The sequence below is a fragment of the Pseudomonas sp. P97.38 genome, from assembly GCF_001269745.1.
Lineage (GTDB): Bacteria > Pseudomonadota > Gammaproteobacteria > Pseudomonadales > Pseudomonadaceae > Aquipseudomonas > Aquipseudomonas chlororaphis_E.
Genome location: NZ_LHVJ01000009.1, coordinates 496154 through 520834 on the forward strand (window position 1 = coordinate 496154; position 24681 = coordinate 520834).

Here is a 24681-nt window from a genome sequence, read left to right on the forward strand (position 1 = left end):
CGACGCCTTCCCTCAATCGAGCGTGTCGCTGGCGACGTGCCAGTTGCTGAGCAATTGGCGGTAGCTGCCGTCGCTGCGCATGTCGTTGATGATTTGCTGCACCGCAGCGCTGAGTTGCGGATCGTCCTTGCGAATGCCGATGCCGGTGAGAATCCGGCTGAAGGCCGGTACGCCTTCCTCGAACAGATCGGGGGCCATGGCGGCGTAGTAGCCGGCGGTTTCCACCGTGGTGCCGTAGGCATCGACCTGGCGGATGCGCAGTGCCTGGAACGCATCGGTGTCGGTGTTGTAGACCACCAGTTTCATCGGCGGCTTGCCGGCCTTGGCCAGCGTGTCGTTCTCGGCGTCGAGCAGGGTCTTGATGGTGGAACCGTTGAGCACCGCGACCTTGCGGGTGGACAGGTCGGTCAGTGTCTTGATGCCCTTCGGATTGCCCTTGGGCACCACCACCGCCTGGCTGGAATACATGTAGTTGACGATGTCGATGACTTCGCGGCGCTCGGGCTTGTCGAACAGTTGGTCGACGATCATGTCGCACTGCTTGGCCAACAGCGCCGGGACCAGACCGGAGAACGGAATGACCCGCCATTGCACCTTCTTGTCCCCCAGGCGCTTGGCGATCTCCAGGCCCAGGTCAACTGTCAGCCCCTTGGGCTTCTGCGCCTCATCGAAGGCCACCAGCGGCGGCGAGTCCATGCCGGAGCAGTAGACCAGGGTGTCGACCTTGAGCAAACGCTCCGGTACGACGGGGGCGGCTTGCGCCCACTGAGTACACAATCCCAAGGTTATTGCAGCGATCAACAGGCGAGGCTTATGCATGACCAGACACTCCAGTTCGGTGGGTAACGGGCAGTACTCAGCGTCAAAACACGGCAGGCTCGTGCCTGCTCTGGCTATTTTTTCGATTGCAGGAAAAGGATCAGTTCAGGGACGGTGCCTTCGATATGGGTGCGTATGACGGCCTCGGCCTTCTCGGCATCGCCGGCCCGGATCGCCTCGAGGATCACCGCATGCTCCTGGCGTGCGCTCAACGGCTTGTCGACATGCTGCAACCACAGGCGCATAGGCGCTTCCACCAGCGCGTAGAGGGCGCTGATCTGCTTGAGCAATCGCGGGCGACCGCTGAGGCTGCACAGGTATTCATGAAAGGCCCTATGCCGGCTGACCCACTCGGCGCTCTCGTCGCGGTAGTCGTCCATCTCATCCAGTAGGCGTTCAAGCGCGGCCAGTTGCCGGGCGCCGATGCGCCCCACCGCGACGCGCATCGCCAGGCCTTCAAGGGCGCTGCGCATTTCGAAGACTTCCTGCAATTCATCGATGTCCAGCCCACTGACCACCGCCCCGCGATTGGGGCGCAACGTCACCAGACCCTGGGCGTCCAGGCGGCGAAACGCCTCGCGCACCGGCATCCGGCTCATGCCGATCTCACTGGCGATGTCCTCGGCGATCAGCCGGTCGCCCTTGCGAAATCGTCCGCCACAAATGGCCTCCAGCAGGAAGTTGTAGGCCTCTTCCTCGGCCGTCATCGGCGGACGTTCAGCAAACGTAGGAGCGAATTGCATGGCAGCACCTTCTGCATTTTTGTATCCAATTATCCATGGATTCAAAAAGCAGGATGCGTGCCAGCTTCCGGCAATGCAGGGCAAGTGACTGATTTAATGGAAGAGCCCGCCAGCCGCGCTTCTCGCCTTGCAAAGACATCAGCCCGCACGATGAAAGAAGCTGCTACCAAATGGCCCATCGGCGATCCATGAGTGTGCAAGGCGGTAGCCAGGTAACACTGCTCCGCGCCCGGGGCGCCTGGGCATAGGCCCAGAACATTGCGACATCCGGATAATTAGCTATAGCTAAACCTTTCTCCCCGGCATCGAGTGAGGCAAGCAATGGCAGTGGCGAAGAAAATGACGGTGGTGCAGCTGACGATGTTGACCGCCGTCAACATGCTGGGCTCCGGTATTGTGTTGTTGCCGAGCAAGCTGGCCGAAGTGGGCGCCATTTCCATCCTGTCGTGGCTCGTCACCGCCACCGGCTCCCTGGCGCTGGCCTATGCGTTCGCCCGCTGCGCGATGCTCTGCCGCAAGACCGGTGGCATGGGCGGTTACGCCGAATACACCTTCGGCAAGGCCGGCAACTACATCACCAACTACACCTACGGTCTGTCGCTGTTGATTGCCAACGTGGCGATCAGCGTCACCGCCGTCGGCTATGCCCAGGAACTGTTCCACCTCAAGCTCGACGCCTTGCAAGTAGGGCTGGCGACCATTGCATTGTTGTGGCTCACCACCTTCGCCAACTTCGGCGGAGCGCGGATCACCGGCCGGATCGGCGCCTTCACCGTGTGGGGCGTGATCGCGCCGGTGGTGCTGGTCTCGACCGTCGGTTGGTTCTGGTTCGACAGCAGTGTCTATGCCGCCGCCTGGAACCCCCACGACAAGAGCTGGTACGAAGCGGCCGGCGCTTCCGTGGCAATCACCTTGTGGGCCTTCCTAGGGCTTGAATCGGCCTGCGCCAACACCGATGCGGTGGAAAACCCCGAGAAGAACGTCCCCATCGCCGTATTGGGTGGGACCCTGGGGGCCGCCGTGCTCTACATCGTCTCCACCAACGTCATCGCGGGCATCGTCGGCAACGCCGAGCTGGCGGCCTCCACGGCGCCGTTCGGCCTGGCCTTCGCCAGGATGTTCAACCCTGCCGTGGGCGACCTGGTGAAGGGGTTGATGGTGCTCGCGTGCGTCGGCTCGCTGCTCGGTTGGCAGTTCACCATTGCCCAGGTCTACAAGAGCTCGGCGGACACCGGGTACTTCCTGGCGATTTTCGCCAAGGCCAACAAGGCCGGCACGCCCATTGTCGGCATGCTGGTGCTGCTGGCCGCACAGACGGCCCTGGGTCTTCTGACCATCAGCCCGGATTTGAGCAAGCAATTCGACATTCTCGTCAACCTGGCGGTGGTCACCAACCTGGTGCCCTACATCCTCTCCATGGCGGCCCTGATGACCCTGCAGAAAGTCTCCAACGTGCCCGCCGGCAAGGCCCTGGCCACCAACCTCATCGCCTGGGTCGCGGCCGCCTACAGCTACCTGGCGCTGTACAGCTCGGGCGAGCAGGCGCTGATGCTCGGCGGCGTCGCGACCATTTTCGGCTACACCTTGTTCGGCTTCGTCAACAACCGGCTCATCCGCCTGGAAGCCCTCAACAATAGCGTACCGACCCAAACCGTCAGCGCGCAGCACCTGGTGGGTGACCCCGTACCGGTGAACCACTTGAACAAAGGCAGCCTGGAGGCTCAATCATGACGGAAAATACCCAGACGCTCGGGATGCTCACCCTGCTGGTCAGCAACCCGCCCGACAAGCGCACGGTGTTTGGCCGAGCCCTGAATCAACTGATCAGCGACGTCGAGCAACGCGCCATCAGCGTGCTGGTGTCCGAATCCCTCGGCGACGCAACGTCGATCCTCAATTCCGACCCGGCCATCCAATGCGTCCTGCTCAGTTGGGAAATGGACGTAAGCGAAGGCCACGAAGAATGCATCAAGCTGTTGGCCAACCTGCGCGAGCGCAACACCCGGGTGCCGGTGTTCCTGATCAGTGATCGCAGCACCGCCTCCAGCATCCCACTGGTGGTGATGCAACACGCCGACGACTTCATCTGGCTGCCGGAAGACACCAGCCGGTTCCTCAGCGGCCGGATCCTGGCGGCCATCGAACGCTACCGCAAGGCCGCTCTGCCGCCGATGTTCGGGGCCCTGGTCAAGTTTGCCCGCTCTTATGAATACTCCTGGCACACGCCTGGCCATGCCGGTGGTACGGCGTTCCTCAAAAGCACTGCTGGCCGGGCGTTCTACGAGTTTTTCGGGGAAAACCTCTTGCGCTCGGACCTGTCCATTTCCGTCGGCGAGCTGGGCTCGCTGCTGGACCACAGCGGGCCCATTGGCCAAGGTGAACGCTACGCGGCCAAGGTATTCGGTGCCCATCGCACGTACTACGTCACCAATGGCTCGTCGATGTCCAACCGCGTGATCCTGATGGCCAGCGTCACGCGCAACCAGATTGCCCTATGCGATCGCAACTGCCATAAGTCCGCCGAGCATGCGATGACCCTCTCCGGCGCCCTGCCCACCTACCTGGTGCCGACCCGTAACCGCTACGGCATCATCGGTCCGATCCTGCCGCGCACGTTGAGCGCCGAAGGCGTGAAGGCGGCCATCGCAAATAACCCGATGGTCAAGGCCGGCATCGACCCGACGCCGGTGCACGCGATCATCACCAACTCCACCTACGACGGCCTGACCTACAACGTCACCCGCGTCGAGGAACTGTTGGGGCAAAGCGTCGATCGCCTGCACTTCGACGAAGCCTGGTACGGCTATGCACGGTTCAACCCGCTGTATCGCGAGCGCTTCGCCATGCACGGCAGCCCTGACGATCACGATGATTCCAAGCCCACCGTGTTCGCCACCCAATCGACCCACAAGTTGCTGGCCGCGCTGTCCCAGGCCTCGATGATTCACGTGCGCAATGGCCGTAACCCGATCGAGCACGGGCGCTTCAACGAGTCGTTCATGATGCACGCCTCCACCTCGCCCAGCTACGCGATCATGGCGTCCTGCGACGTCAGCTCGGCCATGATGGAGGCGCCGAACGGGCAGATCCTGACCAGTGAATCCATCGAGGAAGCCGTCGCCTTCCGCCAGGTCCTCTCGCGCATGCACAACGAGATGCAAGGCAAGGACGAGTGGTTCTTCACCTGCTGGCAGCCGCCGTCGGTGCAGGTTGACGGCGCCCCGATGCCTTTTCACGCCGCCGACCCGGTGATGCTGCGCACGGAGCCGGACTGTTGGGTGCTGCATCCGAACGAAACCTGGCACGGCTTCGGTGACATCGAAGACGGCTACTGCATGCTCGACCCGATCAAGGTCTCGGTGCTGAGCCCGGGCATGGGTGACGATGGCCACCTGCAGGACTTCGGCATCCCTGCCTGTGTTGTCACCGCTTACCTGGAGCACCAGGGCATCGTGGTGGAGAAAACCACCGACTTCACGATCCTGTTCCTGTTCTCCATCGGCATCACCAAAGGCAAATGGGGCACGCTGGTCAACGCCCTGCTCGACTTCAAGCGTGACTATGACGAAAACCTCGAACTGGAGCTGTGCCTGCCGGACCTGCTGACCGCCAACCAGCAGCGCTACGCCGGCATGGGCCTCAAGGACCTGGCCGATGACATCTTCGCCGCCATGAAACGGCACAAGACCACCGCGTCCATGGCCCAGGCGTTCGGCATGCTGCCGCAAGCGGTGTACAGCCCGGTGGAAGCCTACGAAAAACTGGTGCGCAACCACATCGAGAAGGTCACGCTGGACAATGCCGCCGGACGCATCGCGGCCACCGGCATCGTGCCCTACCCACCAGGGATTCCCCTACTCATGCCCGGCGAAAATGCCGGTCCCGCGGATGGCCCGATACTGGCTTACCTGAGGGCGCTGGAAGCCTTCGACAGATCCTTTCCAGGCTTCACCCATGACACCCATGGGATCGAGGTCGAGGACGGCGTCTATCACCTGTTGGTACTGAAGGCCGCTGGCGGGGTTGCGGATTGACCAAGGTCTGGGCCATGTGGCTTCTGTGGTCTCTGCAGTCGCTGCAGTCTATGTGACGAGGGAGCTTGCTCCCGCCGGGGCGCGAAGCGGCCCCACCCCTGGCATTTGAATTTTGCTGAATTCGTGAACATCGGCGCGGTCGGAACAAGTAGGCCTGTGGCATGATGCCCATCGGATTTTCCCTGATGTCCAACCCTCGGCGAGCGTCTTCTGTGTCAGTGATTCCCCTAGTGGTATGCGATGACTCCAACATGGCCCGTAAACAGGTATTACGGGCGCTGCCGGCGGACTGGCCGGTTTCGATCACCGAAGCCACCAATGGCCGGCAGGCGATGGATGCCATCCGCCAGGGCCTGGGACAGGTGGTGCTGCTGGACCTGACCATGCCGGAAATGGACGGCTACCAGGTCTTGAGCGCATTGCGCGCCGAAGGACTGAAGGCCCAGGTCATTGTGATCTCCGGCGACGTCCAGGAAGAAGCGGTGCGCCGTGTGCGCGAACTGGGCGCGCTGGCCTTCCTGAAAAAACCGTTCGACGAAGCCGAGTTGCGCCAGACCCTCGGCAAGCTGGGGTTGCTGGCACAACCCGGACAACCCCCGCAACCACGCGCGGTACAAAACACCGCGATCAGTTTCCACGACGCCTTCCGCGAAACCGTCAATGTCGCCATCGGCCGAGCCGCCGCCTTGATCGCCAAGGTGCTTGGGGTGTTCGTGCAATTGCCCGTGCCGAACGTGAACATCCTCGAAGTCGGCGAACTGCACATGGCCCTGGCCGATGCCAGCAATTCCCAGCAACTGACCGCGATCTGCCAGGGGTTCATCGGCGGGGGCATTGCCGGCGAGGCGCTGCTGATGTTCCACGATTCGGAAATCACCGACATCGCCCTCCTGATGCAGCGTGAGAGCGCCGATTATTCCGACCTCGAAATGTTGCTGGACCTCTCCAGCGTGCTGATCGGCGCCTGCCTGAGCAGCATCGCCGAGCAGGTCGACGTGGGGTTTTCCCAGGGCCATCCGCAGATTCTGGGCCAGCATGCGGCCATCGACGAGCTGATCCGGGTCAACCGCAAGCGCTGGAAAAAGACCCTGGCCGTGGAAATCAGCTACAGCCTGGAGGGCCAGGACATCAGTTTCGACCTGTTGCTGCTGTTCACCGAGGACTCCATTCCCCGCCTGACCCACAAACTCGCCTACTTGATGAACTGAGCCATGAACGATTCTATCGACCTGAACGAATTCCACTGGTTGCTGGCCGTGGTTCAGAGCATCGACGTCGGGGTGGTGGTGCTCGACCGCGACTACCGTGTGCAAGTCTGGAACACCTTCATGGAGAACCGCTCCGGCATACAGCCCAAGGATGCCCAGAACCAGCACTTCTTCAGCCTGTTTCCGGAAATCGACCGCCAATGGTTCAGCCGCAAGGTGGAAAGCGTCGCCACTCTGGGCACGCCGGCGTTCACCATCTGGGAGCAGCGCCCGTACCTGGTGCGGTTCATGAACTACCAGCCGATCACCGGCGAAGAGGAATTCATGTACCAGAACACCACGCTGCTGCCGCTGCACTCTCCCGACAGCAAGATCAACCATATCTGCCTGGTGATCTACGACGTCACCGACGTCGCCACCAACCGTCATCAGTTGCAGGCCGCCAATGCGCAGTTGCAACAGTTGTCGAGCATCGACCGACTGACCGGCCTGTACAACCGCGGTCACTGGGAAGAAAACCTCAAGGCCGCCTACGCCCGGCACCTGCGCTATGGCAATGAGCTGAGCCTGGTGATGTTCGACATCGATCACTTCAAGCGGGTCAACGACACCTACGGGCACCAGGCCGGCGACAAGGTGATCGAGCAGGTGGCGCGGGTCCTGCGCGAGCATGTGCGCGACTCCGATGCCGCCGGGCGCTACGGCGGCGAAGAGTTCGGCGTGGTGCTTTCCGACACCGACAAGGCCGGCGCCCAGGTATTTGCCGAACGCCTGCGCAAGGCCATCGAAGGCCTGGAAGTGATGCATGGCGACCAGCGCATCCGCTTCACCATCAGCCTGGGCGTCGCCGACCTGAGCCAGCCCGCCAACAGCCATGCGGACCTGATCGCCTGGTCGGACCACGCCCTGTACACCTCCAAGGAGACCGGGCGCAATCGGGTGACGGTGTATGGGTGAGTCCTCCCTCAATCGTATTTGATCGATAACCGCCTGGGCGAAGCCAGCATCAAGGCTCAGCCCAGATCGCCCCCGCCCACCGGCAAGGTCACCCCGGTGATGTATGACGCGTCGTCGGACGCCAGGAACAGGATCGCGGCGGCCTGTTCGTCCAAGGTGCCGTAGCGTTTCATCAGGCTGCTGTCCAGGGTCTGGTCGACGATCTGTTGGTACCAGGTTCTTTCTTGCGGGCTTTGCTCGGCGCTGTTTCGCGGGATCAACCGAGGGGGTGCCTCGGTGCCGCCGGGCGCCGTTGCGTTGACCCGCACCCCGCGGCCGGCGGTTTCGAAAGCCAGGCACGCGGTCAAGGCGTTGACCCCGCCCTTCGCGGCGCCGTAGGGCACCCGATTGATGCTGCGCGTGGCGATGGAGGACACGTTGACGATCGCGCCGCTGCCCTGCTCAAGCATCAATGGCAACGCCGCGTGGCAGCACCACAGTGTCGGGAACAGCGAGCGGCGCACTTCGGCCTCGATCTGCGGGGCTTCATAGTGTTCGAAAGGCTTGGCCCAGATCGTGCCGCCGACGTTGTTGACCAGCACGTCCAGGCGGCCGAAATGCGCCACGGCGAGGGTCATCACGCGGCGGCACTCGTCGTACTGTTCCAGGTCCGCCGTCAAGGCGAGCACCGGTTGGGCCGATGCCAGTTCCTCCTGCAACGCCAGGACTCGCTCAGAACGGTCCACCAGGATCAACCGCGCGCCTTCGGCCGCCATGCGTTGCGCCACCCGCAGCCCGATGCCCTGGGCGGCGCCGGTGATCAACGCGACTTTTTCGTTGAATCGGCTCATGGACACCTCAGGCCGCGCTGGCGGCGAATTTTTCGTAGTAGAAGTTCGCCGGGGCAATGCCCTGCTCGCCCATGAACTGGCTGACCGCCTCGACCATGGGCGGCGGACCGCACAGATAAACGTCGACATCACCCTCGTTCAGGTGCCCAGGCTCGATGTGCTCGGTCACATAGCCCTTGAGCGGATGCTGACTGTCAGGGTTGGCTACGCAGGCAGCGAAGCTGAAACGGGGGATCCGGGCGGCGAAGGCTTGCAGCCGTTCCAGCTCCACCAGATCGAAATCGTTGCTCACGCCATAGATCAGGTGCACCGGGTGCTCACTGCCCTGTTCGGCGATTTTTTCCAGCATCGCGGTAAACGGGGCCAGGCCGGTGCCACCGGCCAGCAGCAACAGCGGCCGCCGTATGTCACGCAGGTAGAAACTGCCCAGCGGCCCGGCCAGCCGCAGCGTGTCTCCGGCCTTGGCCAGGCCGGTGAGGAAGCTGCTCATCAGGCCGCCCGGCACGTTGCGAATCAGGAAGCTGACTTCGCCGTCGCGCGGCAGTGAGCTGAACGAGTAGGCGCGGGTCTGGTCGCTGCCGGGCACGCCGAGGTTCACGTATTGGCCCGGCAGAAACGCCAGCGAGCTCAAGGCCTCGCCCCTGATCGACAAGGCGATGGTGCTCTGCGACAACTGGCGCACCGCACTGATGTTCGCCTCGAAATGGGCCTGTTGCGTGCGGCAGACGTCCGAGGACACCGGCACCCTCACCACGCAATCGCTCTGGGCGCGCATCTGGCAGGTCAACACGAAGCCCTGCTGCGCCTCGTCGGCGGTGAGCGCATCGTCGATGTAGTCCTCGCCCAGCTCGTAGCGCCCCGCCTCGGCAAAGCATTTGCAAGTGCCGCAAGCGCCGTCGCGGCAGTCCAGGGGAATGTTGATGCCCTGGCGGTAAGCGGCATCGGCCACGGTTTCGCAGGCGGTGGCCTCGATGAACCGGGTGACGCCGTCTTCGAAGTTCAATGCAATGGAATGAGTCATGACGGCTGCCTCACAGGTGATAGACATCGATGACCTGGCGAACGTAATCATTCTTCAGGACCACTTTCTTGGCCTTGATCAGCGGGTTTTCACCGCGCATATCCAGGGTGTAGAAGCTGCTGCCGAAGTAGCTGTCGACGGTCTTGTAGCGAAAGCTCAGGGTGTGCCAGTTAAAGCGCACCTGGCACAGGCCGTCGCGTTGTTCGAGCAGCTCGATGTTGCTGAGGTTGTGGGAGGTCCGGGTGTCCGGCACGGTGGCGCTGGAACGCTCGGTCTTGATCCGAAAGACCCGGTCTTCCAGGCCGGTGCGGTTGCCGTACCAGATCAGGGAGATTTCCCGCTGCGGGTCTTCGGTCAACTCGTCGTTGTCGTCCCAGGCGGGCATCCAGAACGTCGCATCCGGGGCGTACAGCTCCAGCCAGGCGTCCCATTGGCGGTCGTCGAGGTAACGGGCTTCACGGTAGAGAAAGTCGCGCACGGCGTCATGGGTAATGGTCATTGCACGGCCTCCACGGCGATCCGTTCCGACTGCTCGGCCGCCAGGGCCTTGAGCAGGGTTTGCTGCCAATACTTGTGCTGCAACACGAACAAGCCTTCGTCCTCGGTGCGCACACCGCTGAGCAACGGCTGTAGGTCGATCTCCCTCGCGGCCTCGTCGGCGCCCTCGACCCAGTGCTCGGCGCCCCGGGACATGTCGTTCCAGGCGGTCGTACTGCCCTGGTAGCTGGTCTGGCAGGAGCGGAACTCTTCCAGGTCATCGGGCGTAGCCATGCCACTGACGTTGAAGAAATCCTCGTATTGCCGGATCCGGCTCGAACGGGCCTGGTCGCTCTCGCCCTTGGGCGCGATGCAGTAGATGGTGATTTCCGTGCGGTTGACCGAGATCGGCCGGGCGATGCGGATCTGCGAGCTGAACTGATCCATCAAGTAAACGTTGGGGTACAGGCACAGGTTGCGCAAGTGCTCGATCATCCAGTCGGCGCGGGCCTTGCCGAAGCCCTGGGCGAGCTCATCGCGGCGCTCGTACAGCGGCCGGTCCTCGGGGTTCGCCCACCGGGTCCAGAGCAGCATGTGGCCGCGGTCGAAGGAATAGAAACCGCCGCCTTGCCGGGCCCAACTGCCGGCGCTCATGGTCGGGTTGCAATCGCCGGCCTCGCGCTGCTTGCGCTGGTTCTGGGTGGCCGCGTAGTTCCAGTGCACGGAACTGACGTGGTAGCCGTCGGCGCCGTTTTCGGCCGTGAGTTTCCAGTTGCCTTCGTAGATGTAGCTCGACGAGCCCCGCAGCACTTCCAGGCCGTCGGCGGACTGGTCGACGATCATGTCGATGATCTTGGCCGACTCACCCAGGTGCTCGACCAACGGCACGACATCGGGGTTGAGGCTGCCGAACAGGAAGCCACGATACGACTCGAAACGCGCGACCCGGGTCAGGTCGTGGGAGCCTTCGCAGTTGAAGCTCGACGGGTAGCCCGCCGCCGCAGGGTCCTTGACCTTGAGCAACTTGCCGGAGTTGTTGAACGTCCAGCCGTGGAAGGGACAGGTGTAGGAGCTCTTGTTGCCGGATTTGTGTCGGCAGAGCATCGCGCCACGGTGGTGCAGGCATTGAGGAAGGCGTTGAGCTCACCGTCTTTGTTGCGCGCGATGAAGATCGCCTGGCGCCCCATGGTGGTGGTGTAGAAGTCGTTTTTCTCGGGAATCTGGCTTTCGTGCGCCAGGTACAGCCAGTTGCCCTCGAAGATGTGCTTCATCTCCAGGTCGAACAGCCGTGGGTCAGTGAACATCTCGCGCTTGCAGCGATAGATGCCGTGTTCCTTGTCGTCTTCAAGCAGGGAGTGAAGGTATTCGGGTCGCAGGGACATGGCCGCCGCCTCCATTGTTTTTGTTCAGGCAGGGCCATGCTAGGACGGGGGGATGGGGTGCACTATCCGAAGGTTGCAGACCTTTATCCGTTTTGCGCAGGGGCAATCGACTGGCGAATTGAGTTGGATGCGATGCCGTATTCGCGGGCAAGCCCGCTCCCACAGCGTTATTGGGTGGATCAAGATGTGTGTCCGCCCCAGACGCCCTTGTGGGAGCGAGCTTGCTCGCGAATGCGGTGGGTCAGTTGATGAAGAGGTCGACTGACCCACCGCATTCGCGGGCAAGCCCGGCGCATCAGTGGCGGCGTTTCAAGGTCTCGGAAGGCAGTTCGCCGAATTGCTTGCGGTAGCTATCGGAGAAGCGCCCAAGGTGCAGGAAGCCATAGTCCAGGGCCACTTCGGTGACGTTGCGAACGTTGCAACCCGAATCGCTCAGGCAAGCCTTGATATGCTCCAGGCGTTGCTGCCGGATGTAGTTCTTCGGTGTGGTGCCGGCATGGCGCTCGAACAACCCGTACAGCGACCGCAGGCTCATCCGCGCCTGGCGGGCCAGCGCCTCGCTGTCGATGTCCTGCTTGAGGTGGCGGGCGATGTAATCGGCGAGCCCCTCGAACGTGGCCGCCTGCGAGCCGAGGCAGGTACGGCTGACATTGGTTTTCATCAGGCCGAGCATCTTGCTGGCGATGATCTGTGCGTAGTGCTCCTGCACCCTGGGCACCGGCTCGCTGGCTTCGGCTTCCTGGCAGATCATGGCCAGCAGGCCGACAAACCCTTCCAGTTCATCGAGCCGATAGCGATTCTCCAGGAACCGCACGCCCTGCCCCGGATACCGCCAGCGTTGCTCGTCACAGAGCGACTCAAGCAGTTGGACCGGCAACTTGATGATGAATTTCTCGCAATCGGCCGAATAAGTCAGGTCCACCGGTTCGTCGGGGTTGATCAGCAACAGTTCGCCCGGCGTGAAGGCATGTTCCAGCCCACGACCGCGCCACAGGCAATGGCCGTGCAACAACACTTGCAGGTGATAGACGTTTTCCAGCGCCCCGGACGTGACGCGCACGCTGCCGCCGTAGCTGATGCGACACAGGTCGAGGCTGGCGAACTTGCGGTGGTTGAGGCTGGCCAGCGGCCGCCCGGACCGAGGCATGCCGATGCGATGGGTACCGACATGCTGGTTGATGTAGCCAGAGACTGCATGAGGGTCGGCGTGATCGAACACGGTACTGCGCTGACTCAAGAGTTGCGCGTGCATCATCGGGTCACTCCCGTTCTTGTTATAAGGGCCATGGCTATTACGCGGCGCCACGCCCGAAACACCGACGGCACGGGACATGCCCGTGCCGTCGGTTGGCCGTCGTGGGGTCAGGCTTCGAGTGCGCGAACTCGCTCGTGGCGCTGCTGCTCTTCGGGCTGGGCGGACGGCTGCAAGGTGAAGTCGAAATCGATCTCGGCAAACCGGCCACTGACACCCCGGGCGCTGGCGCGCGCCGGATCGTCGCTGAAGGTGATCCTGGCGATCAGTTCGTCGCGGGTCGCGTAAGCGAAATCGTCATGCAGGTACTGGTCGCCATCCAGGTTGATCTGGGTGGTGAGGTGCCGATGGTCCGGCGCCGAGATAAAGAAGTGGATGTGCGCCGGGCGCTGGCCATGGCGACCCAATTGATCGAGCAATTGCTGGGTCGGACCGTCCGGCGGGCAGCCATAGCCCGACGGCACGATGCTGCGAAAGCGATAGCGACCCTCGGCGTCGGTGACGATGCGCCGGCGCAGGTTGAACGCCGATTGCGTGGTGTCGAAGTACGAGTAGGTGCCGCCAGTGTTGGCGTGCCAGACGTCCACGACAGCGCCGGCCAAAGGCTCGCCAGCGGTGTTCAGGACCTGGCCCTGCATGAACAGGGTCACGCCCGGGTCGGCGCCGTCATCCAGGCGGGCTTCGCCTTGGCACAACGGCGCGCCGGCCACATACAACGGACCTTCGATGGTCCGCGGCGTCCCGCCGGACTTGCCGGCCTGCTCGTCTTCGGCATCCATCAGCAGGTCGAGGTAATGCTCAAGGCCCAGGCCGGCCACCAGCAGCCCGGCTTCCTGACGTGCGCCAAGGACGTTGAGGTAGTTGACGGCTTTCCAGAATTCCTCCGGGGTCACGCCCAGGTCTTCGATGATGTTCACCGAATCACGCAGGATCCGGTAAACCAGAGCCTTGGTGCGCGGGTTCCCTTCGTCGTTGAACAGGCCGCTGGCTTGCTCGAGAAACTGCTGGACGCCGGCCGTGTGGGAAATCTTGATGTTCATTGCGGTAGTTCCTCATCTTGTAATTATGAGTGTAGCGAGGCGGCCCCAACGGGCTCAGCGATCATCCTCGTGAATCGAGGACGGGTGGCGGCACATCGCGGTGACTTCGATCGCCATGTACGGGTACAGCGGCAGTTGCATCAGCAGGTCATGCAGTTGCTGGACGCTGTCGACGTCGAACACGCTGTAGTTGGCGTAGAGCCCGGCGATGCGCCACAAATGACGCCACGTGCCTTGCGCTTGCAGGCGCTGGGCCAGGGCTCTCTCGTCGGCCTTGAGCCGCGCGGCCCGTTCGGGGTTCATGTCGACCGGCAGGTTCACGGTCATCTTTACGTGAAACAGCATGGGGCTTTCCTCAGGCGCTTTGGACGTGGGTGGCGGTTTTGTCACGGCGCAAGAACGCCAGGCGCTCTTCATCCAGGCTCACTCCCAAGCCGGGGGCCTTAGGCACGTGCAGTTCGAAATCGCGGTAGACCAGGGGGGCATTGAGAAAGTCTTCGGTGAGCAACAGCGGGCCGAACAATTCGGTGTCCCAGGCGAGTCGGTCCAGGGTCACGAACGCGTGGGCCGACGCCAGGGTGCCCAGGCCGCCTTCCAGCATCGTTCCACCGTACAGCGCGATGCCCGCCGCTTGGGCAATGGCCGCCGTGCGCAACACGGCCCGCGGCCCGCCATTTTTGGCGATTTTCAGGGCGAACACCGACGCCGCGCCCTCGCGGGCGAGATTGAACGCATCCTCTACGCTTTCGATGGATTCGTCGGCCATGATCGGCGCCGGGCTGATGGCGTTCAGGCGCGCCATGCCGGCGCGGTTATTGCGCGAAATCGGTTGCTCGATCAAGTCGATGCCGTTGCTGCCCAAAACCCGGCAAGCCCGCAGTGCCACCGCCTCGTCCCAGGCCTGATTGACGTCGACCCGCACGCTGGCACGCTCGCCCAACGCCTTCTTGATCGCAATGGCGTGCGCCAGGTCACGGTTGACGTCACCGGCGCCGATTTTCAGCTTGAAGATCCGGTGGCGGCGCAGATCGAGCATTTTTTCCGCTTCGGCGATGTCCCTGTGGGTGTCGCCACTGGCCAGCGTCCAGGCCACCGGCAGTGAATCACGGACCCGTCCGCCCAGCAGTTCACTGACCGGCAGGCCGAGGCGTTTGCCCTGGGCATCGAGCAAAGCGGTTTCGACGCCGGACTTGGCAAAGGTGTTGCCACGGATGCAACGCTCCAGACGCAGCATCGCAGCGTTGACGTTACGGCTGTCCTGGCCGAGCAGCAGCGGTGCGAAGTGCCGGTCGAGGTTGGTCTTGATGCTTTCGGGGCTTTCGTTGCCATACGCCAGGCCACCGATGGTGGTGGATTCACCGATGCCCTCGATGCCATCGGCGCAGCGCACGCGGATGATCACCAGGGTCTGGTGCTGCAGGGTGTGCATCGCCAGCTTGTGCGGGCGGATGGTTGGCAGATCGACGATGATCGTCTCGATCGACTCAATGGCGGTTTCCAGCATCTCGATACCCATCAGGTTCTTAAAATTCTGGAACCGATTCTGGTACGGCTTTTTTCGGGAAGCCAATATAGAATTGGTCTGGATCGATACCTTGAAGGTATTAACCATTCACTCATGGGAGGCCCCATGGAACTGCGCCACCTGCGGTATTTTCAGGTCCTGGGGCAAACCCTCAATTTCACCCGCGCCGCTGAACGCCTGCACATCGCCCAGCCACCCCTGAGCCGGCAGATCCAGCAGTTGGAAGACGAATTGGGGGTCATGCTGCTGGAGCGTGGGCGTCCACTGAAACTCACCGACGCCGGACGTTTTTTCTTCGAGCAGACCACCACCCTGCTGGAACAGTTGGAGAAGGTCTGCGGCAATACCCGGCGCATCGGTGAGGGCGCAAAGCGTTGGCTGGGGATCGGTTTCGCACCGTCAACCTTGTACGGCGTGCTGCCTGAATTGATTCGCCGCCTGCGTAGCCACGAGGCGATGGCGCTGGAACTCGGGCTCTCGGAAATGACCACGCTGCAACAGGTCGAGGCGCTCAAGGCCGGTCGTATCGACATTGGCTTCGGGCGCATCCACATCGACGACCCGGCGATTGTCCAACGAGTGCTGACGGAGGATCGTCTGGTGGTCGCCCTACCCGCCGGGCATCCGCTGACCGGTCAGCCGGTGACGCTGGATCAACTGGTCACCGAACCTTTCGTGCTCTACCCCGGCAACCCACGCCCGAGCTATGCCGACCATGTCATGGGCCTCTTCAAGGCGCGAGGCCTGAGCATCAATGTTGCCCAGTGGACCAACGAACTGCAGACCGCCATCGGCCTAGTGGGCGCCGGCATGGGCATCACCCTCGTGCCGGCCTCGGTGCAGGTGTTGCACCGCGACGACATCGGTTTCTGCACGCTGCTGGAGGACGACGCGACCTCGCCGATCATCCAGAGCCGACGGGCCAACGACGCGTCGCCAGCGATGATCCATTGCTTGGCCCTGATCGACGCGCTGAGGGAAGAACTCGGACGGCAATGACGCCTTCTTGCTACCGGCAGGAAAATTAACGAAACGAGCGGCATCACGGGCGGTCTAGAAAAATAAGCCCATCTGATGAGAGCGTTCTTATGTTGAAATTCCTTGGCGGCACCGTTGGCATCATTTTCCTGATCGGCCTGATCGTGGTCATTGCGCTGTTCAAGTTCATCTTCTGATGACAAGGACGGCTTGATTGTCATGCCAACAGCGCGGTAATCCACTTCACCTCGCGGGCAACGGCCTGCACCTTCGCCTCGGGCACGGCCTGCCGCGCCTGGGCGAAGCTGGCCAGGGTCTTGTGCTTCTGGCGCAGCAGGCGCTGCCACTTGGCCAGGAAGGCCGGGCTGCGTGACTGCAACTGCAAGGGGCCGAAGTACAGCTCCTGGGCGGTATACAGCACCGGGCCCGTGCGCTCGGCAACGATGATTTCATAGTCAAAGCGGTTCTCCCGCAGCACCTCTTCGCAGAGAATCCGATAGTCGTTCTCCATCAACCACTGGCGCAACGGCTGCTCACCGCCGTTGGGTTGCAGGATCAGGCGTTCTTGTCCGCTCAGGCGCGCTTTTGCGCTGTCGAGGATGTCGCGGATTGTCTCCCCGCCCATGCCGCAAAGGCTGATCGCCGTGATCCCATCACTCGGCTCGATCGCCTCCAGCCCGTTGGCCAGGCGCACTGTGACCTGGCGCTCCAGCTCGCTTTCACGCACGGTTCGCCCGGCGGCCGCGAACGGCGTCAATGCCACCTCACCGGCCACTGCGGCTGTAATAGCGCCACGGCGAACCAACGCCACCGGCAGATAAGCGTGATCCGAACCGATGTCGGCCAATCGCGCGCCCAACGGCACGTGCGCCGCCACGCGTTCCAGACGCATGGACAATGTCTGTTCGTTCAACTGCCGCCCCTTTGACCCTCAACGTCCGGCACCTTTTGCCCGGATCGGGGCGCGATTCTGGCGAGCCACGTCGTGTAATTCAAATTTATGCGACAAGTCTCCCTCCAGCGCCGGCCGATCACGACGGGGGAATGGAGATCTGGCCCTCCTGGCCCGCCTCCCGGTACCTCGCCCGCAGCACCTCGGCCAGGCGCTGCTTGGCCTGGTCCTCGCCGTGGATCAGGCGGATTTCCCCGGGCCAGGCCTTCATTCCGGTGACAAAGCCCACCAGGTCAGCCTGGTCCGCATGGGCCGAGTAGCCGCTGACGCTGTCGACACCGGCACGGATGTCGACGCGAGCGCCCTCCAGCATCACGAATCCGCCCTCCGGCCCGTGGGTCAAAATGTCCCGCCCAGGCGTGCCCTTGCCCTGATAGCCGACGAACACCACGTTATGCCTCGGATCGCCCAACATGGCTTTGAGGTAGTTGACGATTCGCCCGCCGGAACACATGCCATTGCCGGCGATGACGATCGCCGGGCGAGCGGTGTCGGTAAGGTGCTCGACGATGCGTCGGTGTTCATCATGGCTATCGACCGTGATCAGTTGCTTGAAGGACAGCGGCTTGCGGCCTTGTTCCAGGCGTTGCCGGGCGTCGTCATCCCAGAAGCCCTGCAGTTCCTTGTAGGTGCGGGTGAATTGGCTGGCGAGCGGTGAGTCGAGAATGATCGGAATCTGCGGCCAGTCGATATCGGCAGCGCCGTTCTTGGCGGTGGTCGGGGGCTCACGGACCGGGTTGGACAGGTCTTTTTCGTGGAGGATCTCTTCCAGTTCATACAGCAGGTCTTGGGTCCGGCCGATGCTGAATGAGGGGATCAGCACCGTGCCCTGGTCCGCCAACGCCCGCTCGATGGCGGCCAACAGACGCTCGCGGCGATGGGCCCGGTCTTCGTGGCGGCGGTCACCGTAGGTGCTTTCCATGATCAGCAGGTCGGCGCGCTCAGGTGGCACCAGGTCAGGCAGGATCGGCGAATGTGACGCCCCCAGGTCACCGCTGAACACCACGCGCCTGCCCGCCGATTCCTCGCCCAGTTGCAATTCGACATACGCCGAACCCAGTACATGCCCGGCCGGTTGCAGGCGCACCTTGCAACGGGTCTGATCGGTTTCGTGCAGGGTGAACCAGTTGCCATAGGGCAAGGCAATGATCCGTTGCTCGACGACCTTGAGGTAGCGCTCCAGTTGCTCCTGATCGCGACTGATCGACAGGCGAAACGCATCCTCAAGCACGATCGGCAACAGCCGCGCCGAGGGCTCGCTGCACAGGATCGGACCCTCGAAGCCCGCCGCCAGCAGGTTGGGAATCCGCCCGACATGGTCGATGTGCACGTGCGTGACGATCAGGGCCTTGATGCCTTCGATGGAAAAATCCAGGCCCAGCGCATCGTTCCCGCCCTGCCCCTCGTCCTCTCCCTGGAACTGGCCGCAGTCGATCAGCAGACTGTAGGTCTCGTCCATCCAGACCTGATGACACGAGCCGGTCACACCTTCGTGCGCACCGTGGTGAATGACTTTCGGGTTGTTCATCAGGTTTCCTTGGCGGACGCTGGCTTGACGTCTTTTCGGCAACGCGCCGAGCGAGATAGTTTCCGCCGGTTAATGCCCTTCGCCACGCGCGATGGTGGGCTGAGCGGGAATCGACGCCTTGAGCAAGCACGGCTAGGTATCTCTACCGGCTATCGTTGATGCTATTGCCGACCGTACTTCCAGGAAGGTTATTCCAGTGCCTGACACGCCGAGCCACCACGCGTACCTGAAACGCTTCAACGCGGTACTCGCCTACATCGAGGCCAATCTCGAAGCAGACTTATCGGTGAATGCGCTGAGCCAGGTGGCGAACTTTTCGGCGTTTCATTTCCATCGACAGTTCACGGCGTTCGTCGGGGTGTCCGTTTCACGCTATGTGCAACTGATGAGGCTGCGACAGGCGGCACACCGGCTCACCGCCCAGGCAGACTGTTCGGTGCTGGATGCCGCCCTCAGTGCTGGCTTCGAAAGTCCCGAAGCCTTCAGCAGAGCGTTCAGACGAGCATTCGGCCGGTCACCGAGCGTTTTCCGCAAGGCACCAAACTGGCAGGTCTGGAATGCGGTATTCGCCATCCCTCACTTTTCCAGGACCATCATCATGCAAGTCAAAATCGTGCAACGTGCCGAAGTCAGAGTCGCCGCGCTTGAACACTGCGGCCCTTCCGAACGCGTCGACGAGAGAGTGCGCACATTCGTCGAGTGGCGCAGGCAGAGCGGGCAATCGCCGGTGGCGTCCAGCCGGACGTTCGGCATTCCTTACAGCAACCCCGACACGACCCCGGCGCACGCGTTCCGCTTCGCCATTTGCGGTGAAATTCACGAGGCCGTGGCGCCCAATGAATTCGGCATTCGCGAACACGTCATTGCCGGGGGACGCTACGTGGTGGTGCGCCATTCAGGGTCGCCGGATCACATCGGCGAAACGATCTATCCGATCTATCGCGACTGGCTTCCCACCAGTGGCGAAGAACTGCGTAATGAGCCGCTGTTCTTCGAATACCTGAGTGTCTATCCCGAAACGCCGAAGAACCAATGGCAGACGGATGTGTATGTGCCGCTGCAGTAGCGGCGCGACGCGTTACTTGACCTCGACCAGTCGCTGGGCGTTCGAGCCTTCCAGGGACAGGTGGATGACGCCGGTCTTGCTGGGGAAGTTCGGCGCGTCGTCGTCGGTATTTTCCATCACGGGGATGTCGATCAGGGTTTGCTCGCCCGCCGGGTCGCTGACCAGCTTGGCATTGAGCTTGTCGATCGAACGCCAGCTGTCACCGCCAATGCGGATGACGTCCAGCAGGCTGTAATGCAGCATGCCTTCTTCGTTTTCTTCAGGCGTGAAGGCGGCCAGGTATTGGCTGTAGTTGTTGCCGCCGCCGAAGCCTTCGATGGTGAACACGGCGAGCGTCACCTGGCTTTCCTCGCCGGTGTTCAAGGTCTGGGCCGTGGTCGCCTCGGGGTAGCCGGTGGCGTAGCTGTCCTGGAGCAGTGCCACCAGGTGTCCGACCTGCTCTTGCAGGGCTTTGGGCACACTGGCCGGCTCGGCGGCGTGGGTCAGGGAAGAAAACAGGAACAGGCTGGCGGCAAGCAGACGCAATGTCATGGTGAGAGATCCTTTCATGATGAGCGATCCAAGGTGTTGGAGATGATCGCGGATGTTAGCGCGTGGATGGGAATTTGCTATCGAATTTCGAGCGGGCAAGCTCCACTCCGATAACCTAAGGGAGCAAGCCTGCCCGCCAAGGCCAAGGCTCAGCCGCCCTGAACTCAAGGCTGCCGCCTCAGGTACATCCCCGGCAGATCCTCCGGGGACTCGAACGCTTCGTTGTGGCTGATGACCGCGAAGTGGGGTAACAGCTGTATGTGATAAGGCCCGCCGTCGCCCAACGCCTGTGGCCCGCGCACGATGATCAGGTTGTCGGCGTCCATTGGCACCACTTGGTGCTCCCGCAAGACTTGCCGGGCCGTCGCGGCGTCCCTCACGGTCACTGTAAACTCTGCGACTTCTCTGCCCTCGGCATCCCGCTCGGGCAGGATCTTCAAGTCCAGGTCGGCGTCGTGCCCCTGGGCGTCCTTACGCATCTGGTAATGACCGCTACGCTGGGCGGAACCGACTTTACCGCTCGCTTCGACATCCGGTTCGCCCGCATCACCGTGCAGCATGACCGCCATTTGCCGGTCATTGCCCTTGACGCCACTGATCCAGGTGCCGGTGAAGTCGTAGGGCTCGGCCTGTCCCTGAGTGATCCGCCAGATACCTGTCTGGCGGCCATCGTCGGCAAATTCCTGGAGGACCGCGTAGCTGTCATCGCCGTCGTTGTTCATAAAGCCGGCCAACTTGATCGGTTTACCGTTGCCGCCCTTGGTATAGCGCACTTCACCGATCATCAGCGCGCCCTGTTGCTGGTACCAGAGGTCCACCGGGGCTTTGCCGCCGACGGTGCCCTTGAGCATGATCGGGTCCTCGTAGTCCGGCCCGCTCAGGCTGGTCTGCTCGTGCCATTGGCCGTCCTTCAACTCTCCGTAGGTCTGGCGTTTATAGCCGCTGGGCATGCTGGAGCTGTCGCCAAGCTCGCTCGGCTCGACCTCATCCTCGCTGGAAGAGCGAAGCCGGACCAACGCGTCACCCTGCATTTGCCACTGGGTGGTACGGGTCGAGCAGCAGCCGCGGTCGGTCTGGGTGAACAGGATATGGTCCTGGGCAATCACCGAGAACATCCCGCTGCTGGCTTGCTTCGCCAGGTCCGTCAGGGCGGCGTTGAGTACCCATTGGGGTTTGTTCGGGTTTTGCAGGTAGACGTCGAACATCGGCTTGTAGCGCGACTCAGGGTCCGTGCCGTTGCGAATCGCCAGGTCCTGGCGACCGTCGAAGTTGAAGTCGGCGAAATACAACAGGCTGAAGGGACCCAGCAGCCAGGGGTTCACCTTGCCGTCGCGATCGACCGGCACATTGCCGGCCGGCGTCTGCAACTGCTGCAAGACTGCTTGCGTGTTGTTGTCGCGCACGGTGATGAACGCTTGCGCCAGTTGCTCGGGGTCTTCGGGCGGGTCCGGGAACAGGACGTCGACCCGGTATTGGCCGTCGCGGTCATTGACCGAAAAAGAGCGCGGTTCAGCCATCGCCGGCGCCACCAGGGCCGCGGAAAGAAGCACACCACTGACAAGCGAACGCATCCATCGCTTCCTTGCTGAAAATCGGGGAGGCGCAGTGTAACGACAAGCTCGCCCCCATCGCGACAGTAGGCCCAACCTTTCAATGCAGTTGTAAGAACTGCATCACAGGACGACACTTGGATTTTCGCCGTGCCAGGCTCGGCGCGACGGCCAACCCAGCAACAGTGACCCCATCATGACAATCGACTGGCTCAACTTCACCCCGTGGTCCTCCCTCGCCGGCGGCGTATTGATCGGCCTCGCCGCTGCCCTGTTTGTCATCGCCAACGGTCGCATCGCCGGCATCAGCGGGCTGATCGGCAGCCTTTTGCAACGTGGCAGCGAAGGCGTCGATGAGAAGGCGTTGTTTCTGCTGGGCTTGCTGGTCGCGCCGCTGTTATGGGGGGTGTTTGCCGTGGCGCCGCGAATCGAATTCCAGGGCGGCTGGCTTGGCCTTGCGGTCGCCGGCCTGTTGGTGGGCCTCGGCACCCGCTACGGCTCGGGCTGCACGAGCGGCCATGGCGTGTGTGGCCTTTCCCGCCTGTCACCGCGTTCGATGGTGGCCACGGCCTGCTTCATGTTCAGCGGTTTCATCACCGTATTTATTCTGCGCCACGTGCTGGGGGCCTGACATGGTCAAGTTGACGGCTTTTATCGCGGGTGTACTGTTTGGCTTCGGGCTGCTGCTATCGGGCATGACCAACCCGGCAAAAGTACTGGCGTTCCTGGACTTGGGCGGCGCCTGGGACCCTTCCCTGGGCCTGGTGATGGCCGGTGCGATAGGCGCGGCGATTGGCCCGCTGACCTGGGCCCGCCGCCGTTCACGCTCATTACTGGGCAACCCGATGCAATGGCCGGTCAAGCGCGAACTGGACCGGCGCCTGATCGGGGGCAGCCTGGTGTTCGGCATCGGCTGGGGCATCGCCGGCATTTGCCCCGGCCCCGCGGTTGCCCTGCTGCTGACAGGGCATTGGCAAGTCATCCTGTTCAGCGTGGCGATGCTGGTGAGCATGCTGTTGTTCAGCGCCCTAGAGCGCCGGAACCTACGTTGATGAACCGTCCAATGCCCGGCGGCGCAAGCCAACCCCTTTGCCACCGGGCCGCCCGCAGCACGGCACCGCTGGACGTCATCTGGCAGGAACTCAAGCAAACCCTGGAGCAGGCGCTGGCGGTCTAACCGGCGATCTCGGCCGCTTCCAACTGATGCACACCGCGCGCGATCACGCCGTCCAGGTAGCCCGCGTCGCCGTAGATGCGCGTCAACAGGATCGCACCCTCGAAATCAGCCACCAGTTGCCGGGCGAGCGCGGTGGCCTGCTCCTGGTCGTAGCGCCCGATGAAGAGCCTGGAAAACGCGGCGGTCCAGTCGTCCAGGAAGGCGCGGATCGGTTCCATCAGTTCGGTCTTGCCATACGTGGCGTCGATGGCAACCACCCCCATCAGGCAGCCGATCGAATCCTGCTGGAACAACTTCCTGGCCTTGCGCCCCATCGCCACGAACCGTTCCTGGGGCGAACGGCTTTCATCGTAGGCAATGGCGAACAAGGTTTGCTTGAGGCCGGCATGGGTCCACTCCAGCACATCGCGCAGCAACGACTCCTTGTTGGAGTAATGGTGATAGAACGAAGCCTTGGTCAACCCGCACGCCGACGACAGCGCGTCCATGGTCGTGCCATGGTAGCCAAGGCGCTTGAACGTGTTTGCACAGCGCTGGAGCAGCTCATCACGGGGAATTTTCAACGGTCGCACGGTCAGTCCTGCTCTCGATCAGTGGGATTGATTCTATGACATAAGCCTGGGCGTCTCAATTTGACGGTTACCGAATGTTTGTTTAGTTTCTGCAAACCAAACGTACGTTAAGTAACTGAACAGTGTCCAGGAGCCCTACATGAGCGAAGCAAACAGCGGTGCGGGTCGTGTCACCCGCGAGCAACGTGGCCATCTTTTCCTGATCGGCCTTGATCGGGCGGGCAAACGCAACGCCTTCGACAGTGCCATGCTCACCGACCTGGCCCTGGCCTTCGGTGAGTTCGAGCGCGACGAGCAATCGCGTTGTGCGGTGCTGTTCGCCCACGGCGAACACTTCACCGCCGGCCTCGACCTGATGGAACTGGCGCCGAAGCTGGCCTCGGGTGGTTTCCAGTACCCGGACGAAGGCATTGACCCCTGGGGCGTGTCGAAACCGCGTCGGACCAAGCCCGTGGTCGTCGCCGTCCAAGGCACCTGCTGGACCGCCGGTATCGAACTGGTGCTCAACGCCGACATTGCCATCGCCGCCAGCAACACACGCTTCGCCCACCTGGAAGTGCTGCGGGGCATTCCACCCTCCGGCGGCTCGACCGTTCGCTTCACCCAGGCTGCCGGCTGGACCAACGCCATGCGCTACATGCTGACCGGTGAAGCCTTCGACGCCGACCAGGCATTGGCCATGCGCCTGCTGACCGAAGTGGTCGAGCCCGGCCAGGAGTTGGCCCGAGCCCTCGAATACGCCGAGCGCATCGCCAAGGCCGCACCCTTGGCCATCAAGGCCACCTTGCAATCGGCTTTCCAGGCTCGGGATGAAGGCGACGCCGCCGCGCTCTCGAACCTCAATGCCCTGCTGTTCTCGCTGATCAAGAGCGAAGACGTGCGCGAAGGCGTGATGGCGATGATGCAAAAGCGTGAGCCGGTGTTCAAAGGTCGCTGACCCCGGACGCCGCCCGGACCTCCCGATCGCAACGGGTTCGGCAGCACTGGCCGAGCCACTGATCGGGGCGTCCGGATAACTTCATTCTTGGCAAAGAGCTGA

Annotated in this window: 25 protein-coding genes and 1 pseudogene; 11 read left to right on the top strand and 15 right to left on the bottom strand. The window is 62.6% G+C overall.

The window, feature by feature from the left end:
* Positions 1–12: 12 nt before the first annotated feature.
* Both AD664_RS04180 and AD664_RS04185 read right to left on the bottom strand, forming a co-directional pair.
* Entirely contained in the window at positions 13–819 is an 807-nt protein-coding gene (locus AD664_RS04180; protein ID WP_053144596.1) for an ABC transporter substrate-binding protein, read from the bottom strand.
* Between the two features lie 74 nt (positions 820–893).
* Complete coding sequence (locus AD664_RS04185) at positions 894–1562, bottom strand: GntR family transcriptional regulator (RefSeq protein WP_053144598.1); 669 nt, start codon at positions 1560–1562, stop codon at positions 894–896.
* Between AD664_RS04185 and AD664_RS27470 the strand changes: the two genes are divergently transcribed.
* The 5 genes from AD664_RS27470 (at position 1557) to AD664_RS04205 (ending at position 7761) form a co-directional block, all read left to right on the top strand.
* Positions 1557–1754: a hypothetical protein gene (locus AD664_RS27470; protein ID WP_157061538.1), complete on the top strand. Its 198-nt coding sequence runs from the start codon at positions 1557–1559 to the stop codon at positions 1752–1754. The genes AD664_RS04185 and AD664_RS27470 overlap by 6 nt on opposite strands.
* A gap of 129 nt (positions 1755–1883) precedes the next feature.
* Positions 1884–3293 (top strand): putrescine-ornithine antiporter, encoded by a 1410-nt coding sequence (potE, locus tag AD664_RS04190; protein ID WP_053144599.1) that lies wholly within the window; start codon positions 1884–1886, stop codon positions 3291–3293.
* Positions 3290–5596, top strand: a complete 2307-nt coding sequence (locus tag AD664_RS04195) for an Orn/Lys/Arg decarboxylase N-terminal domain-containing protein (RefSeq protein WP_053144601.1) — start codon at positions 3290–3292, stop codon at positions 5594–5596. The genes potE and AD664_RS04195 overlap by 4 nt, the downstream gene beginning before the upstream one ends.
* A 185-nt stretch (positions 5597–5781) precedes the next feature.
* Positions 5782–6804 (top strand): response regulator, encoded by a 1023-nt coding sequence (locus AD664_RS04200; RefSeq protein WP_083454134.1) that lies wholly within the window; start codon positions 5782–5784, stop codon positions 6802–6804.
* 3 nt (positions 6805–6807) lie between these two features.
* The gene (locus AD664_RS04205) at positions 6808–7761 is read left to right on the top strand and encodes a sensor domain-containing diguanylate cyclase (protein WP_053144605.1); all 954 of its coding nucleotides are present in this window, start codon (positions 6808–6810) and stop codon (positions 7759–7761) included.
* 56 nt (positions 7762–7817) lie between these two features.
* On the opposite strand, the gene AD664_RS04210 is transcribed toward AD664_RS04205, so the two are convergent.
* The 8 genes and pseudogenes from AD664_RS04210 to AD664_RS04245 form a co-directional block, all read right to left on the bottom strand.
* Entirely contained in the window at positions 7818–8591 is a 774-nt protein-coding gene (locus AD664_RS04210) for a 1,6-dihydroxycyclohexa-2,4-diene-1-carboxylate dehydrogenase (protein WP_053144607.1), read from the bottom strand.
* Between the two features lie 7 nt (positions 8592–8598).
* Complete coding sequence (gene benC / locus AD664_RS04215; protein ID WP_053144609.1) at positions 8599–9612, bottom strand: benzoate 1,2-dioxygenase electron transfer component BenC; 1014 nt, start codon at positions 9610–9612, stop codon at positions 8599–8601.
* A 10-nt stretch (positions 9613–9622) separates the two neighbouring features.
* Entirely contained in the window at positions 9623–10111 is a 489-nt protein-coding gene (gene benB, locus AD664_RS04220; RefSeq protein WP_042729147.1) for a benzoate 1,2-dioxygenase small subunit, read from the bottom strand.
* Positions 10108–11471: pseudogene (benA, locus tag AD664_RS04225) on the bottom strand (benzoate 1,2-dioxygenase large subunit). Before benA ends, benB begins: the two are co-directional and overlap by 4 nt.
* A 295-nt stretch (positions 11472–11766) precedes the next feature.
* Positions 11767–12726 carry an AraC family transcriptional regulator gene (locus tag AD664_RS04230; protein ID WP_053144610.1) on the bottom strand — a complete coding sequence of 320 codons (960 nt, stop codon included), beginning with the start codon at positions 12724–12726 and terminating at the stop codon, positions 11767–11769.
* Between the two features lie 107 nt (positions 12727–12833).
* Complete coding sequence (gene catA / locus AD664_RS04235) at positions 12834–13763, bottom strand: catechol 1,2-dioxygenase (RefSeq protein WP_053144612.1); 930 nt, start codon at positions 13761–13763, stop codon at positions 12834–12836.
* A 54-nt stretch (positions 13764–13817) separates the two neighbouring features.
* Positions 13818–14108, bottom strand: a complete 291-nt coding sequence (catC, locus tag AD664_RS04240; protein ID WP_053144614.1) for a muconolactone Delta-isomerase — start codon at positions 14106–14108, stop codon at positions 13818–13820.
* A 10-nt stretch (positions 14109–14118) separates the two neighbouring features.
* Positions 14119–15267 carry a muconate cycloisomerase family protein gene (locus tag AD664_RS04245; protein ID WP_172679695.1) on the bottom strand — a complete coding sequence of 383 codons (1149 nt, stop codon included), beginning with the start codon at positions 15265–15267 and terminating at the stop codon, positions 14119–14121.
* A 126-nt stretch (positions 15268–15393) separates the two neighbouring features.
* On the opposite strand from AD664_RS04245, the gene AD664_RS04250 reads away from it, so the two are divergent.
* Positions 15394–16287, top strand: a complete 894-nt coding sequence (locus AD664_RS04250; protein ID WP_053144617.1) for a LysR family transcriptional regulator — start codon at positions 15394–15396, stop codon at positions 16285–16287.
* A gap of 196 nt (positions 16288–16483) precedes the next feature.
* On the opposite strand, the gene AD664_RS04255 is transcribed toward AD664_RS04250, so the two are convergent.
* A complete protein-coding gene (locus tag AD664_RS04255) occupies positions 16484–17179 on the bottom strand; it encodes a tRNA (adenine(22)-N(1))-methyltransferase TrmK (RefSeq protein ID WP_053144619.1) in 696 nt (231 codons plus the stop codon).
* A 118-nt stretch (positions 17180–17297) separates the two neighbouring features.
* A complete protein-coding gene (locus AD664_RS04260) occupies positions 17298–18746 on the bottom strand; it encodes an MBL fold metallo-hydrolase RNA specificity domain-containing protein (RefSeq protein WP_083454128.1) in 1449 nt (482 codons plus the stop codon).
* 196 nt (positions 18747–18942) lie between these two features.
* Here AD664_RS04260 and AD664_RS04265 point away from each other — a divergent pair, with 196 nt between their 5' ends.
* Positions 18943–19812 (top strand): GyrI-like domain-containing protein, encoded by an 870-nt coding sequence (locus AD664_RS04265; protein ID WP_053144622.1) that lies wholly within the window; start codon positions 18943–18945, stop codon positions 19810–19812.
* A gap of 12 nt (positions 19813–19824) precedes the next feature.
* Here AD664_RS04265 and AD664_RS04270 read toward each other — a convergent pair whose 3' ends face one another.
* Positions 19825–20343: a hypothetical protein gene (locus tag AD664_RS04270; protein ID WP_042729155.1), complete on the bottom strand. Its 519-nt coding sequence runs from the start codon at positions 20341–20343 to the stop codon at positions 19825–19827.
* A 164-nt stretch (positions 20344–20507) separates the two neighbouring features.
* A complete protein-coding gene (locus tag AD664_RS04275) occupies positions 20508–21914 on the bottom strand; it encodes a hypothetical protein (RefSeq protein ID WP_053144623.1) in 1407 nt (468 codons plus the stop codon).
* Positions 21915–22086: 172 nt separating this feature from the next.
* Between AD664_RS04275 and AD664_RS04280 the strand changes: the two genes are divergently transcribed.
* From AD664_RS04280 to AD664_RS27800, 3 genes are read left to right on the top strand one after another with little or no spacing between them, the layout of a single operon-like run.
* Positions 22087–22524 carry a YeeE/YedE family protein gene (locus tag AD664_RS04280; RefSeq protein ID WP_371260941.1) on the top strand — a complete coding sequence of 146 codons (438 nt, stop codon included), beginning with the start codon at positions 22087–22089 and terminating at the stop codon, positions 22522–22524.
* Position 22525: 1 nt separating this feature from the next.
* A complete protein-coding gene (locus tag AD664_RS04285) occupies positions 22526–22945 on the top strand; it encodes a YeeE/YedE family protein (RefSeq protein ID WP_053144627.1) in 420 nt (139 codons plus the stop codon).
* A complete protein-coding gene (locus AD664_RS27800) occupies positions 22945–23070 on the top strand; it encodes a hypothetical protein (protein ID WP_256207010.1) in 126 nt (41 codons plus the stop codon). The genes AD664_RS04285 and AD664_RS27800 overlap by 1 nt, the downstream gene beginning before the upstream one ends.
* Here the strand turns inward: AD664_RS27800 and AD664_RS04290 are convergent.
* Positions 23067–23642: a TetR/AcrR family transcriptional regulator gene (locus AD664_RS04290; RefSeq protein ID WP_047738638.1), complete on the bottom strand. Its 576-nt coding sequence runs from the start codon at positions 23640–23642 to the stop codon at positions 23067–23069. The two genes, AD664_RS27800 and AD664_RS04290, sit on opposite strands and share 4 nt — an antisense overlap.
* 139 nt (positions 23643–23781) lie before the next feature.
* On the opposite strand from AD664_RS04290, the gene AD664_RS04295 reads away from it, so the two are divergent.
* Positions 23782–24579, top strand: coding sequence for a crotonase/enoyl-CoA hydratase family protein (locus tag AD664_RS04295; protein ID WP_053144629.1), 798 nt, complete (start codon positions 23782–23784; stop codon positions 24577–24579).
* Positions 24580–24681: the final 102 nt, after the last annotated feature.

Bases quoted from the DNA above. Each gene is read 5' to 3' on its own strand.
- AD664_RS04185 (WP_053144598.1), bottom strand. From the start codon at position 1,562: ATGCAATTCGCTCCTACGTTTGCTGAACGTCCGCCGATGACGGCCGAG.
- AD664_RS27800 (WP_256207010.1), top strand. From the start codon at position 22,945: ATGAACCGTCCAATGCCCGGCGGCGCAAGCCAACCCCTTTGCCACCGG.
- AD664_RS04285 (WP_053144627.1), top strand. From the start codon at position 22,526: ATGGTCAAGTTGACGGCTTTTATCGCGGGTGTACTGTTTGGCTTCGGG.
- AD664_RS04295 (WP_053144629.1), top strand. From the start codon at position 23,782: ATGAGCGAAGCAAACAGCGGTGCGGGTCGTGTCACCCGCGAGCAACGT.
- AD664_RS04245 (WP_172679695.1), bottom strand. From the start codon at position 15,267: ATGCTGGAAACCGCCATTGAGTCGATCGAGACGATCATCGTCGATCTG.
- AD664_RS04230 (WP_053144610.1), bottom strand. From the start codon at position 12,726: ATGATGCACGCGCAACTCTTGAGTCAGCGCAGTACCGTGTTCGATCAC.
- AD664_RS04250 (WP_053144617.1), top strand. From the start codon at position 15,394: ATGGAACTGCGCCACCTGCGGTATTTTCAGGTCCTGGGGCAAACCCTC.
- benB (WP_042729147.1), bottom strand. From the start codon at position 10,111: ATGACCATTACCCATGACGCCGTGCGCGACTTTCTCTACCGTGAAGCC.
- AD664_RS04270 (WP_042729155.1), bottom strand. From the start codon at position 20,343: ATGACATTGCGTCTGCTTGCCGCCAGCCTGTTCCTGTTTTCTTCCCTG.
- catA (WP_053144612.1), bottom strand. From the start codon at position 13,763: ATGAACATCAAGATTTCCCACACGGCCGGCGTCCAGCAGTTTCTCGAG.
- benC (WP_053144609.1), bottom strand. From the start codon at position 9,612: ATGACTCATTCCATTGCATTGAACTTCGAAGACGGCGTCACCCGGTTC.
- AD664_RS04275 (WP_053144623.1), bottom strand. From the start codon at position 21,914: ATGCGTTCGCTTGTCAGTGGTGTGCTTCTTTCCGCGGCCCTGGTGGCG.
- AD664_RS04200 (WP_083454134.1), top strand. From the start codon at position 5,782: ATGTCCAACCCTCGGCGAGCGTCTTCTGTGTCAGTGATTCCCCTAGTG.
- AD664_RS04260 (WP_083454128.1), bottom strand. From the start codon at position 18,746: ATGAACAACCCGAAAGTCATTCACCACGGTGCGCACGAAGGTGTGACC.
- AD664_RS04210 (WP_053144607.1), bottom strand. From the start codon at position 8,591: ATGAGCCGATTCAACGAAAAAGTCGCGTTGATCACCGGCGCCGCCCAG.
- potE (WP_053144599.1), top strand. From the start codon at position 1,884: ATGGCAGTGGCGAAGAAAATGACGGTGGTGCAGCTGACGATGTTGACC.
- AD664_RS04195 (WP_053144601.1), top strand. From the start codon at position 3,290: ATGACGGAAAATACCCAGACGCTCGGGATGCTCACCCTGCTGGTCAGC.
- AD664_RS04180 (WP_053144596.1), bottom strand. From the start codon at position 819: ATGCATAAGCCTCGCCTGTTGATCGCTGCAATAACCTTGGGATTGTGT.
- catC (WP_053144614.1), bottom strand. From the start codon at position 14,108: ATGCTGTTTCACGTAAAGATGACCGTGAACCTGCCGGTCGACATGAAC.
- AD664_RS04205 (WP_053144605.1), top strand. From the start codon at position 6,808: ATGAACGATTCTATCGACCTGAACGAATTCCACTGGTTGCTGGCCGTG.